Genomic DNA, 25,794 nt, shown 5'->3' with positions numbered 1-25,794 from the left:
AATGCACACGTTGGACCTCCCCTCGCTATCCAGATTCGCATTTTCCCCGACATTTTCCAATATTTGAATGCTGCTGCCTTCGAATGACCGGTCCGGTGGCAGCCCTCTTTACCTCTAAATCGGAAAATTCATCCTCAAAAACATGAAAAGAACACTCAAATTCAGCGGATTGGCCTTTCTCACCGTGATCATCCTCTGGGCATGCGCCGGGGAATCCCCCAAGCAAGTCGCCGAAAAATTCCTGACCGCCGTCTCCGTCGGAGACTTCGAAGCCGCCAAAAAATGGGCCACCAAGGAGTCCCATACCGCCCTCGATATGGCCGCCGCAAATGACAAAGACCACATCGCCGAACCCCACAAAATCCAAATCGGCGAGGAAACCATCTCCGAAAACAAAGCTACCGTCGTCTACAAAGACAACGACGACGAAAAAGTCCTGAAGCTCAGCAAGGAAGACGGCAAATGGAAAGCAGCCTTCAGCAAATCCGACTTGGATGGAGGTGCCGCTACCAATGCCGAAAAATTCTTGAATGCATTCGCCCATGGCGACATGAACGGCGCCAAAAAGTACGCCACCAGAGACGCGCAAGCCTCGCTCGACATGATGGCTGGCACATTCGAAGCCAAAAAGGCCAAGCCAGACAAAATCGAAATGGGGGACATCAAATACGAAGGCGACCGTGCATCTGTTTTTTACCACGAAAACGGCGTCCTCAAAACGCTCGACATGGTCAAGGAAGATGGCAAATGGAAAGCCGCATGGACCAAAACCTCCACGACCAAGTTGGATACCGACGAACTCGAAGAGGAAGTGATCGAGGCGATGGACGGCGGAGCTGAAGAGTAAGTCAATTCCTGAAATCTCAATTCCCAACATGCGTTTGGAATCAAATCCACTCCTGAAGCACCAATCTTGTTTGTCGTCCGCGTACAACGACGTCTGTCGCGGACGCAAAGCTCAGACCTCAATTTGTGGAACAGAACATTTTGCCCCTTCGCCGTATAAATCCACCGAATTCCGCATTTCACACGATGAAGACAACTTTTTCCCGTTGGTTGGTTCCCTTGGTTTTGACAATTTTCCTTAGCGCCTGCGCGGGCAAGAGCCCCAAATCCGTCGCGGAACGCTATTTGACAGCCATTCAGGTCGGCGATTACAAAGGCGCCCAACAATTTGCATCCGCTGAATCCCAAGCGCCCCTCGCCGAATTGGCCGCAAAAAATCAAGCGATTGGCGATCACATCATCCAATTTGAAGTCGGCGAAGAAAAAATCTCCGGCGAGCGTGCCGTCGTCGAATTCAAACAGGACGGCAATCCCCACATCCTCAGTCTGATCCAGGAAAATGGCGAATGGAAGGTCATTTACGCCGCCGTCGATCCCAATTCTTCCTCACCCGGAATTGCAAACCCGCAAGATGCTGGTTACATCGCCAAGCTTTTCCTCGAAGCCTTGCATTCCGGGGAAGTCCGAGAGGCGATGAAGTATGCCACAGAAGATGCACAGCGGTCCTTGGACATGCTGAATTACAACAGCAAACGCAGTCAGCCCGATCACATCAAAATCCTCGACGTCAAGCAGAATGACCAATACGCCACGGTCCACTACACCAAAAATGACAAGGAACGGTGGCTCGAATTGGTCAAGGAAAACGACGAATGGAAAGCAGAATGGAAACACCTCAACGACGATACCTTCGACGACATCTTTGAGCAATTGGAAAACGTCACCGGAAACTGATTGCGGTACAAATGCAATGGGATTTCGAACTTAAGAAGAAAATATCCATCTCGCTCCAAGGTCACCATTAGAATCCAACATTTTTTCTGCTTCAACCCATTCCACAGAATCCGCCTTTGCCTCGGCGGGGCCTCGTCTAGGTAGCGCGGCAAAACGCCCGAAAAGAATCTCGTCGGCCCATTTTTGAATTTGCCCCAGCGGGGCGTCGTCTTGGTAGCCCGCAAAAACGCCGTCCCTATCATCTCGTCGGCCCATTTTGGCCGCGCCAAAATGGGCCGACGGATAAAAATTCGTTTTTCCTCTGATGCTACCAAGACCTAGGCTTCTCCGAAGCAAGGCAAAACGCTGGATGCTTGATTTGCGCACAATCACCTTACCGCTGAACCTGTGGAGCGTTGAGAGTTGGATCCACGTTTAACGCTCCACTTTCAACTCTCAACTCTCCACATTGAAAACAACCATGGTCAAAGCCCCTTTAGTTCTCAATTAGCTTCGCTGCACTTCGTTTACCTTCGGTGATTGCTTCGCAGTTCTCAATTCTCCATTCTCAATTTTCCATTCTCCATTAATCCTTAGATTTGCCCCATGAAAACCGCCTACATCGTGGACGCAGTCCGCACGCCCATTGGCCGCTACGCCGGCAGTTTGAGCCATATCCGTCCCGATGACATGCTTGCATTGGTCATCAAGGCATTGATTCAGCGCAATCCAAGTTTGGACCTCGGCGCCATCGAAGAGGTCATCGCCGGTGCAGCCAACCAAGCAGGCGAAGACAACCGCAACGTCGCCCGCATGGCCGCCCTGCTCGCAGGTTTGCCCACCACCGTCGCAGGCGTGACCGTGAACCGCCTCTGCGCCAGTGGCTTGCAGGCCCTCATCGACGCAGGACGCGGCATCCGCCTCGGCGAAGGCACCGTCTACATCGCCGGCGGCGAAGAATCCATGACCCGCGGACCTTTCGTCCAGGCCAAAAGCGACAGCGCATTCGGACGCCTCCCCGAAATGGTCGACACCACCTTCGGATGGCGCTTCATCAACCCCGCCCTCAGCAAACTCTACCATCCCTACACGATGGGCGAAACCGCTGAAAATCTGGCCGATAAATACAAAATCACCCGCGAAGAGCAGGATCAATTCGCCTACGACACGCAGATGAAATACAAGGCCGCCCAAGCAGCCGGCCGATTCGCAGATGAAATTATTCCGGTGATGCTCCCCCAACGCAAAGGCGACCCGATTGCCTTCGCCGCCGACGAACATCCGCGCACCGATACCACCCTCGAAAGCCTCGCCAAGCTCAAGCCCGTCTTCCGCGAAGGCGGTTCGGTGACCGCAGGCAACAGCTCCGGCATCAACGACGGCGCCTCCGCCCTCCTGCTTTGCGACGAAGACGCCCTCAAGAAGTTCAACCTCACCCCCATCGCCCGCATCGTCTCCAATGCCGTGGCAGGCGTCGATCCGGCCATCATGGGCATCGGCCCGGTTCCCGCCACCCAAAAGGCCCTGCAACGCGCCGGACTCACGGTCAAAGACCTCGGCCTCGTCGAACTGAACGAAGCCTTCGCAGCACAGAGCATCCCCTGCATCCGTGAATTGGGACTCGATCCGCAGATCGTGAACGTCAATGGCGGTGCCATCGCCCTCGGCCATCCGCTCGGCTGCTCGGGCGCGCGCATCATGACCACCCTCGTGCACGAGATGAAACGCCGCCCCGAAGTGCGCTACGGACTCGCAAGCATGTGCATCGGCGTCGGTCAAGGCGCCTCCATGATCGTGGAACGGTGCTGATTCCCAATAAAAAACCGCAAAGACGCCCCGCTGGCGATACAGGCGCCGGGCCGCAAAGAAATATGAAGTTTGACCTTTGCGCAATATCTCTCCGCTCTCACACTCCGCGCTCACACTGATTTATGCCTAGATACGTCGTCGATGTAAGGTACAAAGGCACCGCCTACGCCGGATGGCAAATCCAGCCCGATTGCACCACCGTGCAAGGCGAATTGGACGACACCCTCACCAAAGTCCTGCGCACCCCCATCAGCACCTACGGCGCCGGACGCACCGATACCGGCGTGCATGCGCTGCAACTACCCGCCCACTTCGACTACGACGGCGAATTGCATCCGCATTTCCACAAGGCCATCAACGCCATTCTTCCCAAGGACATCGCGATCACGAAGGTGTACAAAGCCGTCGAAGGCAATTTCCACGCACGTTTCTCCGGCATTCAACGCGCCTACCGCTACCAATTGGTATTTGAAAAGGATCCCATGCATTACCAGTTTGCGCGTTGGATCAAGGAAAAACGTTCATCCCTGAACTTTGAGGCCATGTTTGCCGCCGCACCGATCCTGTTGGAGTACGATTCCTTCGAATGCTTCACCAAAACCCGCGGCAATCAAAAGACCCATATTTGTGCGATTACCCATTCCTACTTCGAATGGGAAGGTGACATGCTCGTCTACCACATCAAGGCCAACCGCTTTCTGCGCGGCATGGTACGCACCATCGTCGGCACCCTCCTGATGATCGGAAAAGGCGACCTGGACGAAGCCGGACTCCGCAAAATCATCGAAGGCAAGGACCGCAAAGCCGCAGGCCCCGCCGAATCCGCCGATGGCTTGTACTTGAGTGAAGTCGTTTATCCAGAAGGCAGTTTGGTCGAATTGGAATTCGCCTGAGAACGAACGCAATTTTGGATGACTTGGGCCACAACAATTTGGGTTGAATGGACCCAATAAAAATGGCCCCATTCAACCCAATATTCTGATTCGCAATGATATAAGGATAAACCCTTTACATCGCCCCAATCCAAGCGTAGATAAAGATCGGCAACAAGATCGTCGCAATCCCGAGCAGCAAGCCCGCAAGTGCCATTCCGCCGCCGGGTCTGCCACCGCTCAGGCCGATCACGCCAAAAATGATGGCACAAATTGCAATCGCCAAGCCGACAGGCCATAAAAACCATGCAAAAACAAATCCGATCACGCCAAAGATCAAGGACAACATGCCGAAGGTCGATCCGCCATTGTGCGTACTTTTCTTGCCGAATAATTTCGCAGGATGCTGCTTCACTTGTGCCCTTTTAACGGCAACAGGGGCGTCTGATTTGGATTGTTTTGTGGTGCGGATCCTTGCCTCAAGGGCATTGGTTTCAGTTGTTTGAGGCGTCACATCGACGGCCGGAGCTTCCAATTCGGCCATCGTCGCCATTTCGCCGTGCTCGGCACGCACTTCGGGGCCGCTGACTTGTTGTTGGGTCTGCTTTTCGCCGCCGTCTCTGGAGGAACCTGCCATCAGGGGCTGCAATCCCATCAGTGTCAAAATCCCAAAACCGAGTAATAAACGTTTCATAATCTTTGCGTTGATGACTTTCGAGTCGAATTCAATTTTTATTCGAATCCACTTCAGTGGCGATCCTCAATGGGAACAGCCTACTGTAGAAGTTTCAATGCAAAGAATGGAATTGTGGCAACCGGATGTATTGCAGAAGCCGCGGAATGTATTGCAGGATTCACGGATTGGGGCCATCCGCAACCAATGCGCAATGCAACAATTCCTTTCTTTCAGGTTGATTTACCCAGCGCCGCACTACTCCACCACCAACCGCAACGTCGCCTGACGACCACCATGTCGAAACTCCACAAGGTACATTCCCGCCGCAATCCCCGCCAAACTGATTTCGCTTGGGCGATTGTCACTGAGCGAACCATCGAGGATCAATTGCCCAAAGGCATTGTAGATGCGGTATGCTGCGCCACCCACTGCCTGCAAAAACACCGTATTGCGGGTGGGATTGGGGTAAACGCGCAAATTTTCAACAAATCCGTCCCGCACAATCTCCACCTGCTGCGAATAATGCAAGCCGCCATTGGCATCGGCTGCCTGCACCCTGTAATATTCCAACACTGCGGGTTGCGCATCACGCCAAGCATAAGCAGACTGCAGGTCAAAAATCCGCGGGGAAATCGCCATCCAGCCATTGACCGTCAATTTCTCCAGCACAAAATACCGGTGATCAGGCAGGACATTGACCTCCCAACGCACCTCATTCTCCAGTGGAAGTGCCGCGCCGGAAACTGAAAGCCATTCGACGGGGAGGATGACATTCGTATTGCTGTTTGCAGTGTCGCAGATACACAATCCAGCCATCGAATTGGGCGCCACAAGCGCATAAATCGCGTTTCCGAGGCCGCAGCTTCCTGTCGGAATGAAGAAATTCCCGGAGAGATTGTGCGTCCCTCCATTCACCAGACCGGCCGTTGTGGTATAGATCCCCAAAGGAATGTCTCCCGGCGAGTAGCCCGAGGAATTGTCATTGTCGCAATAGAAATTGACATTCACCGAGACTCCCGGCGGAATTGCAGGTCCTGAATTTTGAAGCGTACCGGTATAATTGTAGGTCGAGCCGCCCACGATCGGCTGAATCGTCGAATTAAACGCAACAAAACTCAGATTCGACCGCACAATATTCAGATTCAACACAGCCGAACCCGTCTGCGTGGATGCCGTGCAATTGCTCAAGGTACGCGCACAAAACAAGGTCTGCGTCGTCACCGTCTGCACCGTCACAATATCTGCCCCGCAGGGCACCGCATCGCCGACATTGACATTGAACGTGAACCGCATTGTATCCCCCACCGGCAAAGCCGCCGGAATTTCCCAGCCCAAACGCACGCCGCCAGGATTCGATTGAATCTGTGGATTGATATTCGTCGGGGCATTCAATTGACCCACAAATCCTGCACCATAGCTGTACCCCGGACCCAAATTGACAAATAAACTGTCGCCGGAATTGGTAAAGGCCGCCCCTGCATTGACCATCTCCACGGTAATTGTTTTGCTGATCGGGCAAGCCGAAGCATCAACAGCAGTGGCCGTACATTGTGTGACATAGGGCTGCACCGCGCCTTGGATCAGAATCGGATCCGACAACATCAAAACAGGCGTCAAAGCATCGCCGCAGGCGCGGCTACCATCCAACCGCAACCGAATCCGATCCCCGGAAATCATGTCACAATTCGTGTACAGGTAAAATCGCAAATTGAATACATTGGAATCCGGACGCGTCGTGCCGGGAAGGTCGCTTGCGGCGATCAAGGCGTTGATCGCATTGATGTCCCAAGTCAACAAGTTTCCCGCAATCGTCGGATTCGGAATCGCCGCATAACCAGCAGTGAGGGGATATTGCATCTGCGCGGACCCCATGCTGTAAGTCAGTCCGCCAGAAAGTGGCAAACTTACGGCCAAGAGGATGTCCTTCACACGAGCCAATTGCGAAGACACAACTTGTACATCCACCCTCAAGCTGTCACAAATCCCATGCGGACCCGGTTCGGTGGCAAACGTAGCCTGCAACAACGAGGGCTGCGGCTGAATATAAAGCCAAGCCTCCGCGAGCGCGCAGGGATAAGCGCCGAGATTGGCAGGAAAGGCATTGCAATCCCAACCTGCGACGATGCGCAAGGAGTCAGGCGAACAATTGGCATATTCTGCCGTGATGCGGTAGGCGCGGGCACTGTCTTGCGGCAAGGTGCCAATCTGATAAATCCCCCCGACAGCCGTCAGCAGGGAATTGTTAAACAAATACCGAACCGAAGTCGGCACAATTTGTCCGGATGGACTCACCAAGGCAAACCAAGCATTGGTGGCTGCAGCAAGGTTGGAATTGTTTTCCAGTGTAAAATCCCAGGAGACCACCGAGCTAAGCCCCGGCGCATTGGGCAACAGCGGATTGATCGTGAGACTTGGGCTTTCATACGAGATCGAATCCACGCGCGACTGCGTAGGCGCGACACTACCCGGACCGGTAAGCGCGGGGATCGGCGCAAAATTCCAGAAATACTTCACCGGTTGCATCACATCCGGCAGTACCCTGCACGAAGGGCGCAAAACCACATTCACGGTCCCGATATAGCCATCGTCGCCGAGCACCAACGTGCCGCCATTGTTCACAAATTGGGAGGCAAGGTTGAAATAAATGGTGTCATTGCTGATGACCGTCGGCGTGATCGGCAACAGGGTATTCACACTCGCCTGCGAACCGGAAGTGCGGTAATGCCGCAAACTCGCTGAGACAAACGTATAGCCCGCGGGCACAAAAAACCTTGCCAATTGCGGGATTCCCCAATGCCTGAATTCGTAGTCAAAAATATTGCCCCCCGCATAGTTGCTGCAGCAATTGCCGATGCTGAGATAATAATTTTCAGTCACCGTCACATTGTTGCAACCCACGGCACTGAATTCATCGGGACCGGAGGAAGTATAATAATAGCCTACCAAGACAAATCCTCCGGAATAGTTGTCGCAAGAAGCCTGCAATCCGCCGCCGTTGGGTTGCAAAAAGAATTGGTTGGTAATCGTTTGTGCCTCCACGACACTCCCGATATTGTTGGAAACCACATATTCCGCCGTGACATCTACCGTGTCATTGACCTCATAGACAAAACCGGGTGGCAAGCAGGCTGCCAAGGAAGCGACGCTCAAATTGTAGGAAAACGTGCGCGTGGTTCCTGCGGTAGTGAGCGTAGGCGCTGCCAGATTGCAGTTATACGTCGTATTGGTACTCACGTCGACGATTCTCACACGGTACCTGACAGGCGTAAGGCTTGTGCCGCGTGTGATCGTAGACCGGGCAAAGCCCTCTGCCCAAAATGGCCTTGCAGCCGTCGTATCGACGATTCCATGGAATCTCGTCACAAGCGTATCCCGCAACATCAAGTGCTGCGTGCGCACCCGTTGCATGTCGATCACCCCAAATCCATCTGCCAAACCGTTGTTGTCATTGTCGGGAAGGCCGTAGTTTTTGCGGTAGGATTCGAAGCCGGTAAACAGCATGCCACCGTTCACACAGGTCGTAGGACAAATGCCGCAATGGGAATTCACCACAAAACTATGGCAACCAATCAGGCTTCGGCAACCGCAACTGAGGTCCGCAAGTTCATGAATCGAATATTGAACCGTCTTGGGTCCACCGCTGCAAGGTCCACCCGAGCAGTCGTTGGTCAACCGGAATTTAAAGAGTGCCTTTTCCAGACTGAAAGGCCCCGGCTGTGGCAAACTGATAAAGGACCGCACCGTGTCTCCCGAAGTAATCACACTGTAAGGGTTCCACAAATCGCCATTGATATCCTCAAATCGAATGGCACCCGGCCCGGTGACCACGTCCAATCCCGGAGGCACAACCAGATCCACCCAAGCATATCCGCCCGGCGAAAAATTGAAAAACCGGAAATCAGAATGCTCAATCTCATAATTTGCAGAGTCGCCCAGGGGAATGTCATACAATCCGCTGTTGGTAAAGGAGATCACCCTGCCAAAATTCCAACTTGTCACAATATTTGCAGGCAACACGAAATTGCTCGTAAAGCATTGATCGTGGTATTCGACTTGATAATGCGTGCGTTGCATGACCGTGGGCGCATTGGCACACCAAGTTTTGCAGCAGGTATATTGCTCGATGATCAGCGTATCCCTTTCGCCGGGTTGCAAAAATGGAATGCGCACCTTGATCCTCCGCAGCGGATTCGGCCCCAAACACCCGAGATTTGCCCCCGGCGCTTGCACCTCGACCGAAAATGCAGCCATCCCCGTCACACCGCCGAGGGTACTTTTCAGAATGATATTGTTCGAATCAAGCCGCGAAATATACCCATTCGAAGGTCCCGTCGGTTCGCCCTGCCAAAGATCCACCACCACGTCGCGTGCAGGCCCCGAACCCGTATTGCGCAGCACAATTTTGATCAAAGACGGGCTTCCACCACCGTAGCAGCGGTTTTCGACATAGAAATCGGTCGTCACGACATTGGGCACCAAGGCCGGAACAATCACATTTGCCCCGCTCGTTTGCGTTTCACAAATTGCCCCATGGCATCCCCAATTCGTCCCGATCGCGGTAGACAGGTCAATGCAATCCACAACATTGACGGTAAAACAGAATTGGATCACTTCATTTTGCTCAAACAAGGTATCCAAATCGCCGATCGCCTGAATATGCGCCGGACCAAATGCCAGCGTCATGCTGTCCCCGGAAACCGTAGCAAACAATGGCGCGCCATTCGCCGTCAGCGTAAAACCCGATTGCAACAACGAAGAGACAGCCGATTCCAACACCACGTTGAAATGAGACACTGCCCCATATCCACCATTGATCACCGAAACACAACGCTGAAAACTCGCCCCCAGCGGACCCGTGAAACTTGAAGGCGTGACCGACTGCACGCTCAAGGCAGGGCTCAAAATATTGTAAGGCATCGAAGTCCCCATCACCGTGCCCGTACTGTGCATGACATAGATGCCATTGGTCGCAGCCGAACTATCCACAGCGCCGCAGCGCGCCTCTACCAAGATCAAAAAAGTATCCGATCGAAGCGGTGCAAGATTGGTCGTCGAAAAAATCACCGAATCCAAATTACTGATGTTCAATTCGGCAAATCCCGGACCGACCAGACTGCCCGGCACATACTGCACACCTGCGGGAAACGTCACCGCCACTTGCACGTTGCGCAGCGTATCGACCCCGAGGTTTTGATAGATCACACCCATCCCCGTAGGCATGCCACAAGTGGTGGTATTGCTCGTTTGCGTGATAAACGAAATACTCTGAGCCTTGGCAAGACCCAAAAACAGAGAAAACCACAAAACGAGGAGACTGACAATGAACCGCATACCGATGATAACCCTACTGATTGACTGAACAAAAATTCCGTAAAACGCCACGTTCTAAAGTTGCATTTTAGATCGGCAAAGTCCAAACCGGATTTTGGGGGATTTGTTGGCAGAATGAGCGTCGTCGAAAGGGTTTGGGCAAGGGTTTGGGCACACGCACACGCACTACGACAAGCCGCGCCCGTTAGCGGCCTTCGCGCACGCACACTACACGCACATGCCGCGTTTACTCACACACACCCCGCGTTACCCCCTCGCACGCCGCGTCAGCGGCCCTCTGCTCACACTGACAAAATCACGAATCAAAATACGAGCTTGAAAACCTTTACCCAAAACCTCACGACCATTGCGACCGACATCTGTCACGCGAGCGGGACGCTTTCTTCGTTTTACTGAAAGCAGAACACAGCCTCCGCAAGCCTCCAACCATTGTCACAAACCGTCAACCGCCGATCCCAACCCTTTCGAGTCTCCCCCGTACACGCACGAAACTCCAAAGCACGCGATTCGAATTCACCCAATCCATGAACGCAAAAAACTACTTCTTGATCGGCGGCGTGGTCTATTTCCTGCTGGGGCTTATCCTTTCGCAAGGTTTGGCCATCACCTTCTTCACCTGCATGATTGGAACCGCCTTGCTGCTCGTCAGTCAATGGGCGTTTCTGTTTCAGGGAAAATGGACATCGGTGAAGAGTCAGGAGCCCGATGGCAATACCGCCGCGCCGATTGTGGTGTATGTAAAAATTCTACTTGTGGTTTCTCAAATCATGGCTTGGTTGTTGGCGATCAATCAGGTGTACTTGGAAGGCTTTTGGCCTACAATCGTGATTCTAAGTCCGGCAGTTTTGCTGGTGATGGGGGCCATGGTACTCGACCAAAAACTCCTGAAACGTTTGCCTTCTGTCCAACGCAGAGGCGCCTTGTTAGGTATTTTAGTGGTTCTTGCCATCTGCATGTCAGCCATCGGCAACCTCGCCGGCGCCACCGAATACGGCGGAAATTCATCCCGTTGGTTTGAAGACCTCGACAATGACATTGAATATGCCGGCTACCTCTCCCAATTTGTCTATCCCTGGATTTGGCTGATTTTCCCGGCCATCTTCCTCCTTTGGCAATCTGCGAATGAAGAATCCTCAGAAAAGCCACCGCACGACCCATTTGTCGACGATGCAGACCCCAAACCAAAGGCCCCAAAGCCAAACTTGCCCATTCAGGATCAGCAAGCGCTGCGGCAGCCAAGGCTAAGTCTGGAAACAGGAAATGTGTAGGCGGAACGGCATGGCGTGGAAGGGCAAAGCGGTTGTCAAATACCGCGCTCCAACCCCTATCGCCACGCGGTGTGTGGGTTGGAAACGCGCTACTGTCAAGATCTGGGAGTGGAAACACAGTGTGGGCACTGCGTTCCGCGAAGCGGTAAGGGCAACGGTGTGGAAAATCCTCTCGCACTTCACACTCACACGCCGCACTAGCGGCCCCTCTGCCCGTTCGTCCGTCAGGATGTCCGTTTATCCAGAATCCGCACCGTTCGTCCTTGAACGGTGGGAGTTTTGGGCAAGGGAGTAGAAAGCTCTGTAAGCCCTGCATTCTGAGAAACGGCAAGGGCAAGGCTGCGGCCAAATCCTCACACCCTCACACGCCGCGCTAGCGGCCCTCTGCCCGTTGGTACAGTCAAACGACCACTTCGTCCTTCCAGACAGTCCGTTTGTACATTCCCGCTGCGCGGCATTTTGAAGGTGTTTAACTTCACCCCCACGAATACGTATCGGATTGCATGATGTCTAAAGGCCACACATTTTCAGCTTTCAATCGTTTGGGACGAATTTTGGGATTCGTCTGCATCCTATTGGCTGCCAACAGCTTCGCAAGTGCCCAAGAGCAGGCTCGTCGATGACCTTCCACCGACACCCGCGTGCATCGTGGACCCGCGTATGCACCACAAGTTTATGGAACAGGCTTCGTAGCCGAAATTGATCTGAGCGGCTTGCCCGCATGGACCGGAGACTTGGAACTCTCGGCGGTGGAGTGGCCGGTTTCAAAGGAGACCGTGCGTAGACATTTTTCCGACGAGAGCTATAGAGACAGCAAAAACCCATTTGTGGCGTTTACGGTAGCCTTGGCTCGAATTGGCTCCATGGCAGGCAATCAACGAGAGGACATCGAACCGCTGATTCCCGAAACCGTTTTCCCACTTTCCGAAAGCGTTGTGGATTCTGGAAATGGCAAATTCATCTTGAAATCTCTCCCCCAAGACAAACGCGTTCGCTTCTTGATTCCGCACGCCATGGTGCAAGACTCTGACCGCGTTTACTTTATGCTCAAAGCTGACCAATTTAAGGTGCCGGTCAAGTACTTCTACACGCCGCAGTTGTTTCCGGATACCCTGCTACCGGATTTGAAGGTTGCGTTCGTGCGTTCAGAGGCCAGGCGCTACGCGGGCGCGGCAGGGAAAATGATCACGCTGAGCTATCAATTTCCCGAGTACCTTCTACAATTGAATGGCGAGTACCGCGGCATGACACCAGAACTGACGCTCAATGGGAGGTATCCTGTGCCGATGCCAGCTGACTATCCTAGCAGTTGGAATTTCGTCAAAAAATCCAATTCTGAACTCACCTTTTTTTTGCCTGATGCACTGTATGGGGAAACTGGGAAGGCCTTTGTCGAGGTAAGTTTCTATAAGCCAAAGTCAAACGCTCCTCGGGTTGGGATTGGGAGGGTTGAGCTGGAGGGGAAACCTGTGGTTGGTAGTAAAATTGGCTTGCGGATTTTAGAGGTGGAGCAAAAAAAGCCGAACTGGGAAAATGGTTGTTACGAGAAGTATAGAATCAGTTTCAATTGCGGAGGAATTCCAATATGGGTGTCAGAAACCACATCAAGGGAACTGAGTGATAAGACACATCTTCGTTGGGAATCGGTCCCAACAGTAAATTTGCTCCAAAACGGACAAGACTCTGTATTTGTTAGAGTACACTATGATTCCAAGCCGTTATTTGACTCATACCGAGCATTCTTTCCTTTGACATCACCAAGAAAAAAAGCAGATTCCGCCACAATGGCCATTAAAAATGAATATGGGGAAAAACCTTTCTATTTTTTGTGGATTTTCAAATTAGAACTATCCCAATTGCATCCATTCGCCAACTGATAATCTCTAAAAAAACAACAACTTCATGAGCACCCACGAAAACAATCTACCTGGAAAGCAAAATAAAACTGCAACTCTTCATGAGGAAAAGGAGGAGGAATTTGGCGCAACAATGACACCACCTACCTTTTCAATTACTGCAAGTTCAGCAGACGAAGAGAACTCATCCACAGGCAGATACAAAGGATTCAATAGGCCAGGTGAAGATGAGGATGACAAAAATTCAAGAATCAATAATCTTATTCAAAGGGGTAAATTCAATGTTGCAGATAAAAGTGAGATTCTTGAGATTCTTTTTAGTCTGAATCGAAGTGAAATAGTAAATACTTGGACCATTCCAGAAAACAACTCGTTTCTTCCCATCTTCCTCTCCAAACTAACAACCCAAAACTTCCTCGCCTTCCCCCGAGAAATTGCAGCAACCTTGCAGGCATTGCCTAAACGACAGGAAAAGATCTCCGAAATCCTCAGAAATCGGCTCGACCATCATCGCGAGAAAAAGACCAAAATGGAGGAGATCGAAGTCGCGCAAGTAACCTTCCTGCTGCAAGGTTTGGGTGCCGATGCCTTTGCCAATCCTGAAGAAAAAGCTGCATACTTGGCCGGCTTGCAAGAATATAGCGACTTTGCCTCGGCCTTGAGGGATGACATGAAAAACGATCTCAACGCCGAAGAGGAGCTTGGTTCAGACTTCACCACCAAACGTACTGATATTCAGAAGGAAATTGCGTCTAACGTAGCCAAAATTATTGCCATCAACAAAAATTGGGGAGAATTGGGCGTCACCTCAAATATCCAACCGGAGGAAGCCATCAAGATTGTCGAAATCTTGCGCGGCGTTGAAGACAATGTTCGAAAGGAAATGCTACGTCGTTACTCCAATGACATTTATTATGTGGTCTTTAACCTGCCGCATCAATACAGGGAGCAGTTGAATTTCGGACTTGATCCTGAACGCGGCGCAGGCGAAAAATCTTCCTCATTCGTACTGGAACAGCTAGCAATGCCCCAAACCTGGGAGGACTCAACCTTTGAAGCCAATCGTTTGGACATTCTTCTGGGAATCGCGATTCAAGGTGCATTTTCGACTAAATGCGAAGTAGCCATTAAAGCAAATCTTTCGCAGGAAACGATCTGGAAGCATCTGCCAATTCTGGAAAAGGTGCTTTTCATTCTCACAGCGGGTAAAACGAAGTCTCCTGGCGAAACATTTGAAAAGTCCATTCTTGCAAGAAAATCGGGAGACAATCAAGATTTGCTTGACAATTATGGTTTTAAGCCCGGCGGCTGGCAGCAGCCGGCAAAAATTGAAGATGGCACTGATTTCACCCTCAAGAGCGCTGCATTGGGTACCAACAAAGAACGTGGCCAAGCAAGAAAGCGCAACAAGCCCGATTATCAAAAATCGCTCAAGGAGGCAAAAGCAGCTGCCAAGGCGCAAGGAAAGAAATTCGACAAAGCGGCGTTTGATGCCGAGTTTGCACGTACCTCGCGAATGGGCCAACTCATCGACCTTGCTTTACTCAAAGGTGAAAACCTCAACCTCAAGGACTTTTCCTTGACCGAACTGCAAGAAGGCCTTGGAGGGGACATTGTTGGCCTGCGAATTGACCCTAACGCGGATCCTTCCCGCTTTCCAAATGCTGGCAAAATCGACACACAAATTCAACAGGGCAAAGCAACTTTACAAAGCGACAATCTGCCGTTTGAAGGACTGGATTACGAACTTGGAAACTCCGCATTTCAGTGGGATGAGGGGTATTTGAGTGGCATCAACGGGGTATTCACTTGGGACGTAGATCATTCCGGGCCAGAGACAAAGGACAAAAAGAAGAAAGAAGTCGGTTCTGACCTTTCCATTGCGGATCTGTTGCTCACGAACCTGCGTGTTGTGGATGGAAGCAGCTCGTTGATTCTGGGAAGGATTTCTATTCAGGGCCTGCACATTCACCTCAATCAGGGCATCAACGATGTGGGCGCGGTCACAGGTGGTTATGGGATGAACATGATACTCACCATGTCTACACAGGTCAGCAATCTGCTTTTTCTCGCCATGAACTCCCTCATGACCGCCATCGACCCTTTTATGCCCAACGAAGGCTATGGCGCCGGCGACGCCTTGAGCAGCCTTTTGATGAACAGCTTCGCTTCGGATTCCAAATTGGATATCAGCTTTGATGCAGTCTCCATTGAGAATATCATGTCTGCCGAAGGTGACACGATGCGCAAGGCCATTTTGGGCCCTTCGAGCATTCAAATCGGTGGATCGATGCTCGAAACCTACCAAGCCAAGGCTGCTGCGCTTGAGGCCAAGGCATCCCGTACAATCACAGATGAGACCAAACTTGCAGAATACAAGGAAATCATCGCCGCTGAAACTTTGAAGGTGCAAGGGCACGAAACGAAACTCAAACAGCTTCAAGCTGAACTCCAAGCTTGTTCGTCCACCGATGTGGAGAAAAAGACGCGCCTGCAGCAGGCGCTGCGCGATGAGCAAGCCCAAGGAAAATTGTTCGTGGCGGCTTCCATCAATGATTTGGAACTGATCTCCAACTACGCGGCCGATGGAACACCCGCGTACATGCCTGCTCCCAAAGGCCACCTCGAATTGGCGATGGAGCTGAATGCACCCACCCACGAATTGGACAAAAACAACCGCAAAGAGACTTTGCTTGCCGAAACTGCAGGTTTGTATGACCAAAAGGATCAACTCCCAGCGTCTTCGATGAACAAGGAGCGTCTTTATTTCGAAGGCGATAACGTGAGTCTACCAGCCAAATTTGCCAAACAATATGGCATGAATATCAACGATATCCTGCCGGGATGGATTGCTGGTAAACTGGAAATGCAAGACACCATGTGGACCTTAACGGCGCATCTCCCTAGCCTGCACGCCAACACCTTGCCCGAGATTCCGGGCATGTACTTTGCCAAGATCAATCCGTCTAAAGAGAGTTTCCTCGACCTCCAAAACCTCACCGCCAAAATCGAAATGAACCTCGATACGCTGGAGCAACAAAAGAAAGAAGGCATCAAGCCCGAAAGTCTCGTATTCCGCGAAGTGCGAGCAGAAAAACTCACTGGTCAAAACATCCACTTCAAAAAAGGTGAAATGGATATTAAGCTCGATGGCGATGCAGCACTGATCGGCGTAAAACTCTTGAATGCTGGAATCAAATTCGACAAGAAATTCAATATCACCGGAATGACCGATGACAAAACGAGTTTCAGTGCGGACAATTTTAGCACGACGGGGTTAGGTGCACAAATTGGCACAGAGATCGGGGGCGATTTAAGGATGCTGTCTGCGGAAGACTTGACTTTTGATTATTATTCCCAAACAACGGTCGATCCCGCCAATCCCAAAGCACGCAAAGAGCACACGGAAATGGCCTTTGGCCTCAACAATGCCAAAGGAGAAAACAATACCGGAACGTATGGCAAAAGCAAATTCGGAGGTGATTTTGAAAGCTTCTTTGGTCAATTTACCACGGACACGGAAGAGGTTCTAAAAGACAAAAAACAAGACACCGACCCGGACGAATGGGAAACGGAAAAAAGTAACAAAACGACCACACTAAGATTCAGTGTGCCATCGCTCACCGTTCCCTCCTTGGATTACGGGGCGCCGGGGATTCATTTCAAATCAAAGGTCTGGAGGGAAAAGCTACAACACCGGCAACATTGACAGGGGTTTCCGCAGGGATTACGCTACGCACTAGCTTTCAAAAAAATCATACACCCGACGAAAAGGGCAAAAAACTTCCTGATATTAAAACGTCCAGCATGACCCTCGATTTCCTGAACATTGATGCATTCGAAGGCAACAACATTGCGGTTACGGTGGGCGGCAAAACATATACGATCAAAGGAGGCGCCCATATTCATTGTCTTTATTTGTCAGGTTTAGAAATGTCGTTTGGCGAGAACGGATTCACGAAATTGCATGGCAAGGCAGGATTTGATGCCGCGCAAATCGACGAGTTGATCATCGGGATGCTGCATATTCAAGACACGCAATCAGGATCATTTTACATCGGTCGTTTGGCAGATGACAAAGGCTACGAATACGACCTTAACAACCTGGTCACAGCCGCCGACTTGAAAAATGCACCCAAATTCGGGCAGGAAACCACCAAATTGGGCGCCAATCTCAGCGGACAAGGCTTTTCTGCCGATGGCAAATTGATGGACAATGGATTGCTGACGATGAACGCGTCAGCACCAGATGGCATTCGCGTGAGCAAAATCAATTGGCATGATGCAGAAAACCAATTCAGCCTCAAAACCGTCGATGACAAAGGCGCGACCCTCGGCGGCATCCGTGGCAATATGGAATTCAAATTCAACAAAGCGAAGGACAATGCCTTGGAATCCGTTCACATCCGTTCCTTGAATGTGGACTATATCACCGCTGCCGGATTGGATATTGTGTCGGGTGGAAATTCGATCTATTTGAGTGGCCATGAGGCTTCGTCGATCACCAATATTCAGATGAAGGACCTCAACTACAAACTCAGCAACGCCGAACTGACCGGAAAAATTACTGCCGACAATATCCATTCGACCTTCACCGCCGAGTTGCAAAGTGAGATTTTGCAAAAACTGCTGATGTCACCGGAAATTAACACGGGGAAATTCAGCTTTGAACGAACGAAGGAAGGGGAAATCAACATTGAGCTGGAAAATGGAGGTTTAGGCCTTGCCATGGGCGACGAAAATGGCGAATGTGACAGCGACAAGTCGCCCAACCAAATGCACAACGAGGAAATGAGCGTCATTCTGAATCAGGTGGCAGAACATTTACCCTTCATCACGTTTGGTTCCACCTCCGTCAACATCAAAAAGATTGATCCATCGCTCGATACCTACACCAACAACGCGATCACTACCCTGCGCACGGTCAATCCGACCCTGAATGGCATGAAAATCAGCGGCACTGAATTTGGCGGCGGGGAATTCGGACAATTGGCAGGAGAAATGGAATTGACCGGCAAAATTGAAGGCGAATTGACGGTGATCGACACGCCCACTGGCTTGCAAATTTCCGTTTCGCAAAAAGATGAAGAAGGAAATGAAGTCAAGGGCGGCAAAGTTTCCGTGGCGGGTGGAAGCCTGGTCTTGAATGATTTCAGGCGATTGATGGAGATGGGCAGTGCTAAGGAGGAGAACCGAAATCTGCCAGATCCAAATGCAGGAAAAACCATCGACGATTACGAACCTTCCGATCGTTTTGACTTCCTCAATCAAATGAAACCGGCCAAAGAAAAGGGAGGCACCATCAAGATCAGATTGATGGGTGGACAAGCAATCGTCCCTATCGAAACAGTCAGCCCATCATTGTGGTCAGGCGACGATTTGGGTGGCTACATTGATATCAATTCCGCCTTGGATCAGCTAGAACCTCAGATTTCGAAAATCATTCGCAACTTTGTTTCAGAAAAAATCTCTGTGTTGGAGGCAATTGAATCCCCAGCAAGCGTAGTTGCCACGGAAACCCTCAATAGAGGGAATCTAACCCAATGGATTACCGTAGAAATACCTCACCTCGAATGCAGGAAAGTTCCTTCTAGCAGAACGAAATGGTGATCGCTACCAAATCGAGATAGGAATTCCAGGATTTAGTATGGGAGTTGGCGGGTTGCTGAAGGATACAATTCTGATGGACAAACTTGGGCCAAACGGAGTGATTGAGGAGAATGGCCGCGATCTAATTTCCCTATCTCATCTGCTTGACTATCAAATCTTCAAAGCAACGTTACCAAGTGATCCTGCCGAAAATTCTGAGGACGCATCCCCTGCTGAAGTTCTCAGTCAAATTATGCACTTCCTCGGCACGCAACCTTTCGGCATCGAACTAGACAACATACACGTCAACATGAAGGACGCGATCGACAAGCAAGGTCAACCCAACACTGCAAAACCGGGAGACACCAACCCTACCACGCTTGCCGACACCTGGAACACCGAAGACCAAAGCGAAATTGCGTTTAACCTTTCCCTAGGCGTTGCGCCGGCATTGGGCAAGGGCCCTTTGGTGTCACTCACCGATCTCAAAACGCCAGGATTCACAAAGACAGCGGGCATCAATGACGGTGCGTTTGAACATTTTGCAATGTCCACTTCGTCCATGAAAATTGGGAAGGCGATGGCCAAAGTTGAAAACATCTCCAATGCCGGGACCAAATTCAACCTCGAAAACATTGAGCTCAACGACTTCAACCTCCATCTCGCCAAGCGCAAAGTCTATTCGAAGAATATGCAGTGAACACAATTTTACTGAAGGGAAACGAGTGAATGAATGTCAGAGGGTTATATTTTGAAGACACGAAAAAGCAACGCAGCGATTTCTTTCCTCACCGCATTACCTCAAATCGCCCCGTTTCCCGGCGTCCGATTTCATCGCGGTACTCCCAGAGGTACCGCCCCCCACCATCAAGCGGTTCATGGGCCCGGTGGGGGCCCACAAACAAAGTTCTCATTGTCAATCTAGCGATGACCCATTTGGAAAATTCATTGTTAGGGCAGTCCCGACTGGCAAAATTTTCCTGGAAAGCAAAAGGTAAGGCACTTTCGGCCAAACTTTGTAAAACACCGTCCCCATATCGGAGCCCCGTGAATGGGCTCTAAACACCCCCCCCCCCCCCCCCCTTTCAACCAAACAAACCTAATTGACCGGTTTCAAGGATTAAAATCAATCTTTAACGTAAGAAATACCCCAGTAGATCTCCTTGAATTCCAAAGACCTATGGCTGCTTTAATCTGCACCATCCGAGGAAAAATTCTTCTCTACAACCGATCCCTATGCTGATTTGCTTCCAGGAATTCTTCCCGCCGGTTCCTCGCCAATGGAAGTTCCATTCCATTCTTCAATACCACGATTGCGCTATCGGAGCTGGAATATTGCCTTACAAAATCCAAGTTGACCAAGTAGCTGCGGTGGATGCGGAAGAAGTTTTTCGGGAGCATGGCTTCATAAACTTTGATGGGTTTGGAGGCCACGATTTTCTGATCCGCAAGCCTAAACACGGAGTACATCCCATCCGCTTCCAAGTACATCAAATCCTCAAGGTTCAGATAATGGGTTTCTGTCAAAGTTTGGATGGCGATCTTGACAGGTGAATTGGATTTCCGGTTATCTTCCAGCAGTTTCAAGCGAATGTCTTGGTCATGATCCAAATCAAGTCGCGCACGAATCCGAACCATGCACTCCTGCAACTCATTCACATCGAGTGGCTTGAGCAGGTAATCAATCGCACTGATCCGCATCGCTTGGATGGCATATTGATCATAAGCCGTCACGAAAACGAGGGCAAACTGAACTGGGCTCCCCAGATATTTCCGAATATCAAGACCCGAATGTCCCGGCATTTCAATATCCATGAAAACAATGTCTGGCGAATGCGATTGGATGAGATCGACCGCTTCCATCAGGTTGGATGCTTCACCGATGATTTCCACCTGGGGATCCACACGTTGCAAGAGGGCACGCATGATCATCTTCGCATGAGCCTCATCATCCACGATCAGGGCACGCAAGGTGCGGGAAATGTCATTCATCTTGAATTCGGATTTTGACTTCAGTTCCGGGGCTCAGGTCTTGGATGGAAAGGGTGATCGTTGGGCCACCGCTTTGACGGAGGTAGGAAATGCGCTGTTCGATGGCTTGGGTGGCAAAGGACTGATGCTTTTCTGTTCGTTGCGCATTGATCTTGGCCGCAGCTTCCCGTCCGATGCCATTGTCAGCAATTCGGATCAGCAGATCACCCGGCTGCCCTGTGCAGGAAATGTCGAGTTGCTTTTGTCCTTTTTGATGGAGCAGACCATGGCGGAGGGCGTTTTCTACGAATGGCTGGGTGATCAAGGCCGGAATTCGAATCCATTCCCCTTCCAACGCAGCATCCACAGAAACACGGTACTGAAAAGCCTCCCCAAAGCGATTCGACTCGAGTTTGAGGTAGTTCCGAAGGAAGCCCATCTCCTCCTCCAAGCTGATATATTCCCGTGAGGAATAATCCAAAACCGAGCGCAGCAATTTGGAAAACGTGGAAAGGTCATCGTAGGCAGCATCCCCATCTTGCGCCAATACCTTGGCCTGAATCGCACTGAGGGTATTGAAAATGAAATGCGGATTCATCTGGGAGCGGATCGCCTTGAGTTCAGCGGAGAGCACCTGGATTTTGAGGCGCTCCTGTGCGATTTTACCTTGGTTTTTCTGCTCTTCCTTCCAGATTCGCCATTGCAGAATGCCATAGACCGCAGCTGCCATCAGCGTGACACACAACGTCCAAAACCACCATGTTGCGTAATAGGGCGGATTCACAGTCAAGCCCACTGTCCAAATCTCGGAGTGGATTCCGTCTTGATTTTCAGCGCGAACCGCAAGCTGATAGTATCCCGCTTCAAGGCGATCCAATCGGATCCTAAAAAGGCCATCGTGTAATTCAGCCTGCCGCCATAAGCTGTCTTGCCCATGCAGGTTGTACCAAACGCGCATCTCTCCCCTGCTGCTGATGCTTGGAAGCGCTTCTATTTCCAGCTGGACAAAATTACCGGTATGGCGGGATGACCATTTTCCGTTGTAGAAATGGTAACTGCCCGCTGCCTTGCGCACATATAAACGTGGCTGAACCGTACGCAAGGGTGTAAAATGATCTATTCGCAGCAAGGACCGTGGCGTAACCACGTACAACTTTCCGTCCCGGAACTCCACCCCCTGGATATCATTCTCCAGCACAGCCTTGGTTTGGTCAAAAGCGCGCCATTTGCCATCATGCACCCAAACCCGGTCACGCGAAGCCCCATAGAAAACACCTTCATGAATTGTGAATTGGATGATCTCCGCCCAAGGTGCCTGAGAAAGGTCTATGATCATTTTTGCGCTGTCTCCTTGGATGAGGTAGCATCCCGATCGGGGTACCAAAAGTGCCAAGCTGCCATTTGGAAGCGGTTGAAGGCGCGTTCCGGCCAGCTTAGGCAAGCCTTTGATTTTCATTTGTTGCGGCGTGGAACCGGCCTTGTCGGGATTCATTGAATACAAACCTCCACGCGCCAAGACGATCAGGTTACCCGCCGTGTCAAACTCCATGTCCAAAATCCACTCCTGCACGATATACGTGGTTTGCTGCTTGCCTGAAATGCGAAAAAGCCCTCGGGAAGTTCCACAAAAGAGGGCATCTCCATGCACGCGGATCACTTTGGTGGAGGTCAACGCGATCGAATCCAATACTTTTCCCGTCTTGCAGTCGATTTGGAAAAGTCCATCGCAAAATGCCCACAACGATTTGCCAGATGATTCTGCAAAAAAAGACTGGATTTCGCCGTTGCGGGGAAGTTTTGTAGACCTATAGGTAACCCCGCCTTCGTCCAGCCAGAATATCCGGCCATCCATGCTTCCCAAAACAGCAGAGTCCCGACCGGTGAAGGCATGGGAAGAAATCTTGGCTCTTCGGTCCAAACGGCTCATGTCCAGACGCTTCAAATGCATGGAGGGCACGACCATCAAACCGTCTTTCAATGTGCCCAACCACAGGTTTCCTTCCTCATCAGCGTGTATCGCTGAAATTTGATAATCATGAAAATATTGGCCGATCAATGCTCCTTTTTCGTCCAGCAAAAATAGACCGCTGTAACTCCCGACTGCAATGACAGAATCGTTGATAGCCGCAATGCGCGTAATCTTGATGCGAGGGTCCAATGCCCCTTTTGCGACAGCGAAGGTCTTCTTTTCGTTGATTTGAAAAATATCCATTTCGTCGTATAAGAAAACATGCGGAAGTCCCCTGAGCATAAAAACACTTGCTCTCCCATAGGTTTTCAATTGGAGCAACTGCGAGAAAGTTCCCGTTTTGAGTGAAATTTCGATCAGGCTCGTGATCCCGTTCACCGCAGCATAGGCATACAGCAGGCTGTCTCCTTGCAGGATGGCTTCGAATATCTCTACACTGTCTGAGGAGGAATGAAAACGCAATGTCTTTGCTTGCAAATCGGCACTGATTTGATAGAGTTCCGAAACGCAATTGGCAACACGTGCAGAATGATTAAAATAAAACGTGGGAAGACTAGGCGGTGGTCGTTTGAGCTGTGGCTGCATGCGCAGTCTATTGCTATTGATCAAGGCAACTTCACCGCTGAAGGTTCGTGCGAAAACCGTGTCGTTTCCCCAGGGTGCAATCCCCGCCAAGGCTGTTTCTGTACTTGGAACACTGAAATGCTGAAACCCAAGTCCATTGTAACGGGAAATTCCACGGTCATGCCCGACCCAGATTGCTCCCTGATAATCCTGTACAATGTCGAAAACGGTGTTGGATGGCAGCCCTTCGGCCACCGAGATGGGGTAGGCGTTCAAGTCGAATTGCCCAAACAAGCCGGCGGGAACACCCGCAAATATCAACCAAAGAATCACCCTCCACCCAAAAAGCATGCTGCAATTTAAATTTTTGGACCAAAAAAAAGGGACAAGGATGAGGCTAATTTTCCCCGCAAGCAATTGCTGAACGGTAGCCTTCAATTGCTGAATGGTAAGGCCGGAGCCAAACGAGCTCCCGAACTTTGCCTGTAAGTAAAACGATCAACATTATCTTGATATGAAAAAGTACATCGCAATTTTCGCACTTCTGCTTTTCGCTGCTTCTGCTTTCGCGCAAAACGGCATCAACCACGTGTTTGTGCAACGCGACATCAACGGCGACCAGGTAAACTATAATGTAAACCTCGCCGGACCTGGTGCAAATGACGTGGTCTCCATGGCCATCACGTTGTCCAGCGGTATGGACTGCCGTGTGTGCACCAATGTCACCCTGCCCATGGGTCCCTCATCAGGAAACCAATGGACTGGCGGCGGACAAGGCTTCGTCGCTTTGGCCCTCGGCGGACCTGGTAAAATCACAATGGAGACCACCAACGGGGACATTTGGATTTACAGGTTCGTCTTTAACACGAATGGCCCAGGCGCATCTTCCGGTCATGCAGCCGTAAAGGCAGAGTTGGAGTAAGCAAAGATCATTTGCATCTCCAAATCATTTAATTTCTACCAACTACGAAAAGAATCTCTCCACAGAGGTTCTTTTTGTTTTTGGCTCCTTTTTGGGTAATTGACTTACTGAGTTCCCTTCCGAAGGCAACACGCTGCGGATAAAAACGAAAGGCAGCCGCCCATTTCGCTCGCTGCGATCTGTTGAGTATAATGACAGAAAGGTATGACGATCGGTCATGATGATAGCGTTTAGCAAATCCCGAGGATAGAAGGGAGATATTACGGTCAACGTTTTTTAGGCATTGACAATTGACACGCCTCCCCCCTACTTCAATCCCCGTACCCAGCCTTCAAACCCAGCCCCAAGATCATACACCTTCAGCGTGCCGCCCATGTAAAACGTCAGGCTGTCGGCATCCCAGCTGCCCATCCAGAAGTTGATCGGCCAGGGCATCATCGGATTGCTCGGGTCGAGGTATGTCCATTGTTGCAGTTTTTTGGGGTCGCCGAATTTCCCGTTGAGCCAGGTGAGCGGGGTTTTGTCGAGGGCGACCGCCGCCGGACCATTCACTTGGAAATCGAAGATCGTCGCATTGAGCAATTGCCCCGTGCGGCGGTCGCGGGGATCGTCGATGCGCAGTTCATCGATGCGTTTGTTGATGGCCGCCAATCCTTCGGGCGTGAGACGGCTGCGACTGCGAATGTCCTCCAAAGTCCGGAGCCGCTGCGCACGGTACACCGATGGGTCCTGCGAAGGACCCAACAAGGCCGGGCAGGCAGGATAACCGGGCGTAAACGTCGAAGTGAAGGGACGCAAAATCGATTGCGGGGTCTCCATCAACGGAAAATCGAGCGGCTTTCCCGGATAATAATCCATCCACCGCCGAATTTCAATGCCTTTGCCCGCCACGCGCAGGTGAAAGGGTGCGATGACCCCGAAGGTCTCCTTCGTCACAATATAATTGCGCTCCTCAAACCGCGGCCCATCATCCAGAAACAGCGGCGCCTCAAACAGCGGATGCCCTTTTTGGATCGGTTCCGTTCCACAAAATCCGCTGGTGACTTTGACGCCCACTTTGCGGTCGGTGACGCCGATGCGTTCCACGACGCCTTTGCCGGGTTGCGTATAAATCGTCCAATCCAGGTCGGGTTCGCCCGGCAAGGCAAAAGTATAGCCGCTCACCCCGCGCCGTTCGTCGGTCGGGTCGGGATCGGTGGCAAGGCGGCATTGAACGTATCCTTCGAAGTTGAGTGTGATCACAGACAT

16 protein-coding genes are annotated in these 25,794 nt (G+C 51.2%); 10 read left to right on the top strand and 6 right to left on the bottom strand.

The window, feature by feature from the left end; all coding sequences use genetic code 11:
- Positions 1-142: 142 nt before the first annotated feature.
- Together IPN95_09530 and IPN95_09525 are read left to right on the top strand one after the other, a co-directional pair.
- Positions 143-847, top strand: coding sequence for a DUF4878 domain-containing protein (locus IPN95_09530; GenBank protein MBK9449643.1), 705 nt, complete (start codon positions 143-145; stop codon positions 845-847).
- Positions 848-1,032: 185 nt separating this feature from the next.
- The gene (locus IPN95_09525; GenBank protein ID MBK9449642.1) at positions 1,033-1,740 is read left to right on the top strand and encodes a DUF4878 domain-containing protein; all 708 of its coding nucleotides are present in this window, start codon (positions 1,033-1,035) and stop codon (positions 1,738-1,740) included.
- Positions 1,741-1,770: 30 nt separating this feature from the next.
- Here the strand turns inward: IPN95_09525 and IPN95_09520 are convergent, their stop codons facing one another.
- A complete protein-coding gene (locus IPN95_09520) occupies positions 1,771-2,106 on the bottom strand; it encodes a hypothetical protein (GenBank protein MBK9449641.1) in 336 nt (111 codons plus the stop codon).
- A gap of 219 nt (positions 2,107-2,325) precedes the next feature.
- Between IPN95_09520 and IPN95_09515 the strand changes: the two genes are divergently transcribed.
- Both IPN95_09515 and truA read left to right on the top strand, forming a co-directional pair.
- Positions 2,326-3,528: an acetyl-CoA C-acyltransferase gene (locus tag IPN95_09515; protein ID MBK9449640.1), complete on the top strand. Its 1,203-nt coding sequence runs from the start codon at positions 2,326-2,328 to the stop codon at positions 3,526-3,528.
- A gap of 122 nt (positions 3,529-3,650) precedes the next feature.
- Positions 3,651-4,421 (top strand): tRNA pseudouridine(38-40) synthase TruA, encoded by a 771-nt coding sequence (truA, locus tag IPN95_09510; GenBank protein MBK9449639.1) that lies wholly within the window; start codon positions 3,651-3,653, stop codon positions 4,419-4,421.
- 115 nt (positions 4,422-4,536) lie between these two features.
- Here truA and IPN95_09505 read toward each other — a convergent pair whose 3' ends face one another.
- Together IPN95_09505 and IPN95_09500 are read right to left on the bottom strand one after the other, a co-directional pair.
- The gene (locus IPN95_09505; protein ID MBK9449638.1) at positions 4,537-5,094 is read right to left on the bottom strand and encodes a hypothetical protein; all 558 of its coding nucleotides are present in this window, start codon (positions 5,092-5,094) and stop codon (positions 4,537-4,539) included.
- Between the two features lie 237 nt (positions 5,095-5,331).
- Positions 5,332-10,407 (bottom strand): T9SS type A sorting domain-containing protein, encoded by a 5,076-nt coding sequence (locus IPN95_09500; protein ID MBK9449637.1) that lies wholly within the window; start codon positions 10,405-10,407, stop codon positions 5,332-5,334.
- Between the two features lie 524 nt (positions 10,408-10,931).
- Here IPN95_09500 and IPN95_09495 point away from each other — a divergent pair.
- The 5 genes from IPN95_09495 (at position 10,932) to IPN95_09475 (ending at position 19,820) form a co-directional block, all read left to right on the top strand.
- Positions 10,932-11,675, top strand: a complete 744-nt coding sequence (locus tag IPN95_09495; protein ID MBK9449636.1) for a hypothetical protein — start codon at positions 10,932-10,934, stop codon at positions 11,673-11,675.
- A gap of 641 nt (positions 11,676-12,316) precedes the next feature.
- A complete protein-coding gene (locus IPN95_09490) occupies positions 12,317-13,552 on the top strand; it encodes a hypothetical protein (GenBank protein MBK9449635.1) in 1,236 nt (411 codons plus the stop codon).
- 433 nt (positions 13,553-13,985) lie between these two features.
- A complete protein-coding gene (locus IPN95_09485) occupies positions 13,986-17,240 on the top strand; it encodes a hypothetical protein (protein ID MBK9449634.1) in 3,255 nt (1,084 codons plus the stop codon).
- A 98-nt stretch (positions 17,241-17,338) separates the two neighbouring features.
- Positions 17,339-19,141, top strand: coding sequence for a hypothetical protein (locus IPN95_09480; GenBank protein ID MBK9449633.1), 1,803 nt, complete (start codon positions 17,339-17,341; stop codon positions 19,139-19,141).
- 232 nt (positions 19,142-19,373) lie between these two features.
- Positions 19,374-19,820 carry a hypothetical protein gene (locus IPN95_09475; protein ID MBK9449632.1) on the top strand — a complete coding sequence of 149 codons (447 nt, stop codon included), beginning with the start codon at positions 19,374-19,376 and terminating at the stop codon, positions 19,818-19,820.
- A 521-nt stretch (positions 19,821-20,341) separates the two neighbouring features.
- Here the strand turns inward: IPN95_09475 and IPN95_09470 are convergent.
- Positions 20,342-21,112 carry a response regulator transcription factor gene (locus IPN95_09470; protein MBK9449631.1) on the bottom strand — a complete coding sequence of 257 codons (771 nt, stop codon included), beginning with the start codon at positions 21,110-21,112 and terminating at the stop codon, positions 20,342-20,344.
- On the bottom strand, positions 21,105-23,975 hold the full coding sequence (locus tag IPN95_09465) for a histidine kinase (GenBank protein MBK9449630.1): 2,871 nt from the start codon (positions 23,973-23,975) through the stop codon (positions 21,105-21,107). The genes IPN95_09470 and IPN95_09465 overlap by 8 nt, the downstream gene beginning before the upstream one ends.
- A gap of 163 nt (positions 23,976-24,138) precedes the next feature.
- On the opposite strand from IPN95_09465, the gene IPN95_09460 reads away from it, so the two are divergent.
- Positions 24,139-24,546 carry a hypothetical protein gene (locus IPN95_09460; protein MBK9449629.1) on the top strand — a complete coding sequence of 136 codons (408 nt, stop codon included), beginning with the start codon at positions 24,139-24,141 and terminating at the stop codon, positions 24,544-24,546.
- Between the two features lie 306 nt (positions 24,547-24,852).
- Here the strand turns inward: IPN95_09460 and IPN95_09455 are convergent, their stop codons facing one another.
- Positions 24,853-25,794, bottom strand: coding sequence for a hypothetical protein (locus tag IPN95_09455; GenBank protein ID MBK9449628.1), 942 nt, complete (start codon positions 25,792-25,794; stop codon positions 24,853-24,855).

The sequence above is a fragment of the Bacteroidota bacterium genome (genome assembly GCA_016718825.1).
GTDB lineage: Bacteria > Bacteroidota > Bacteroidia > J057 > JADKCL01 > JADKCL01.
The sequence above is the reverse complement of the archived record's forward strand: the minus strand, read 5'-3'. Positions and strand labels throughout refer to the sequence as shown.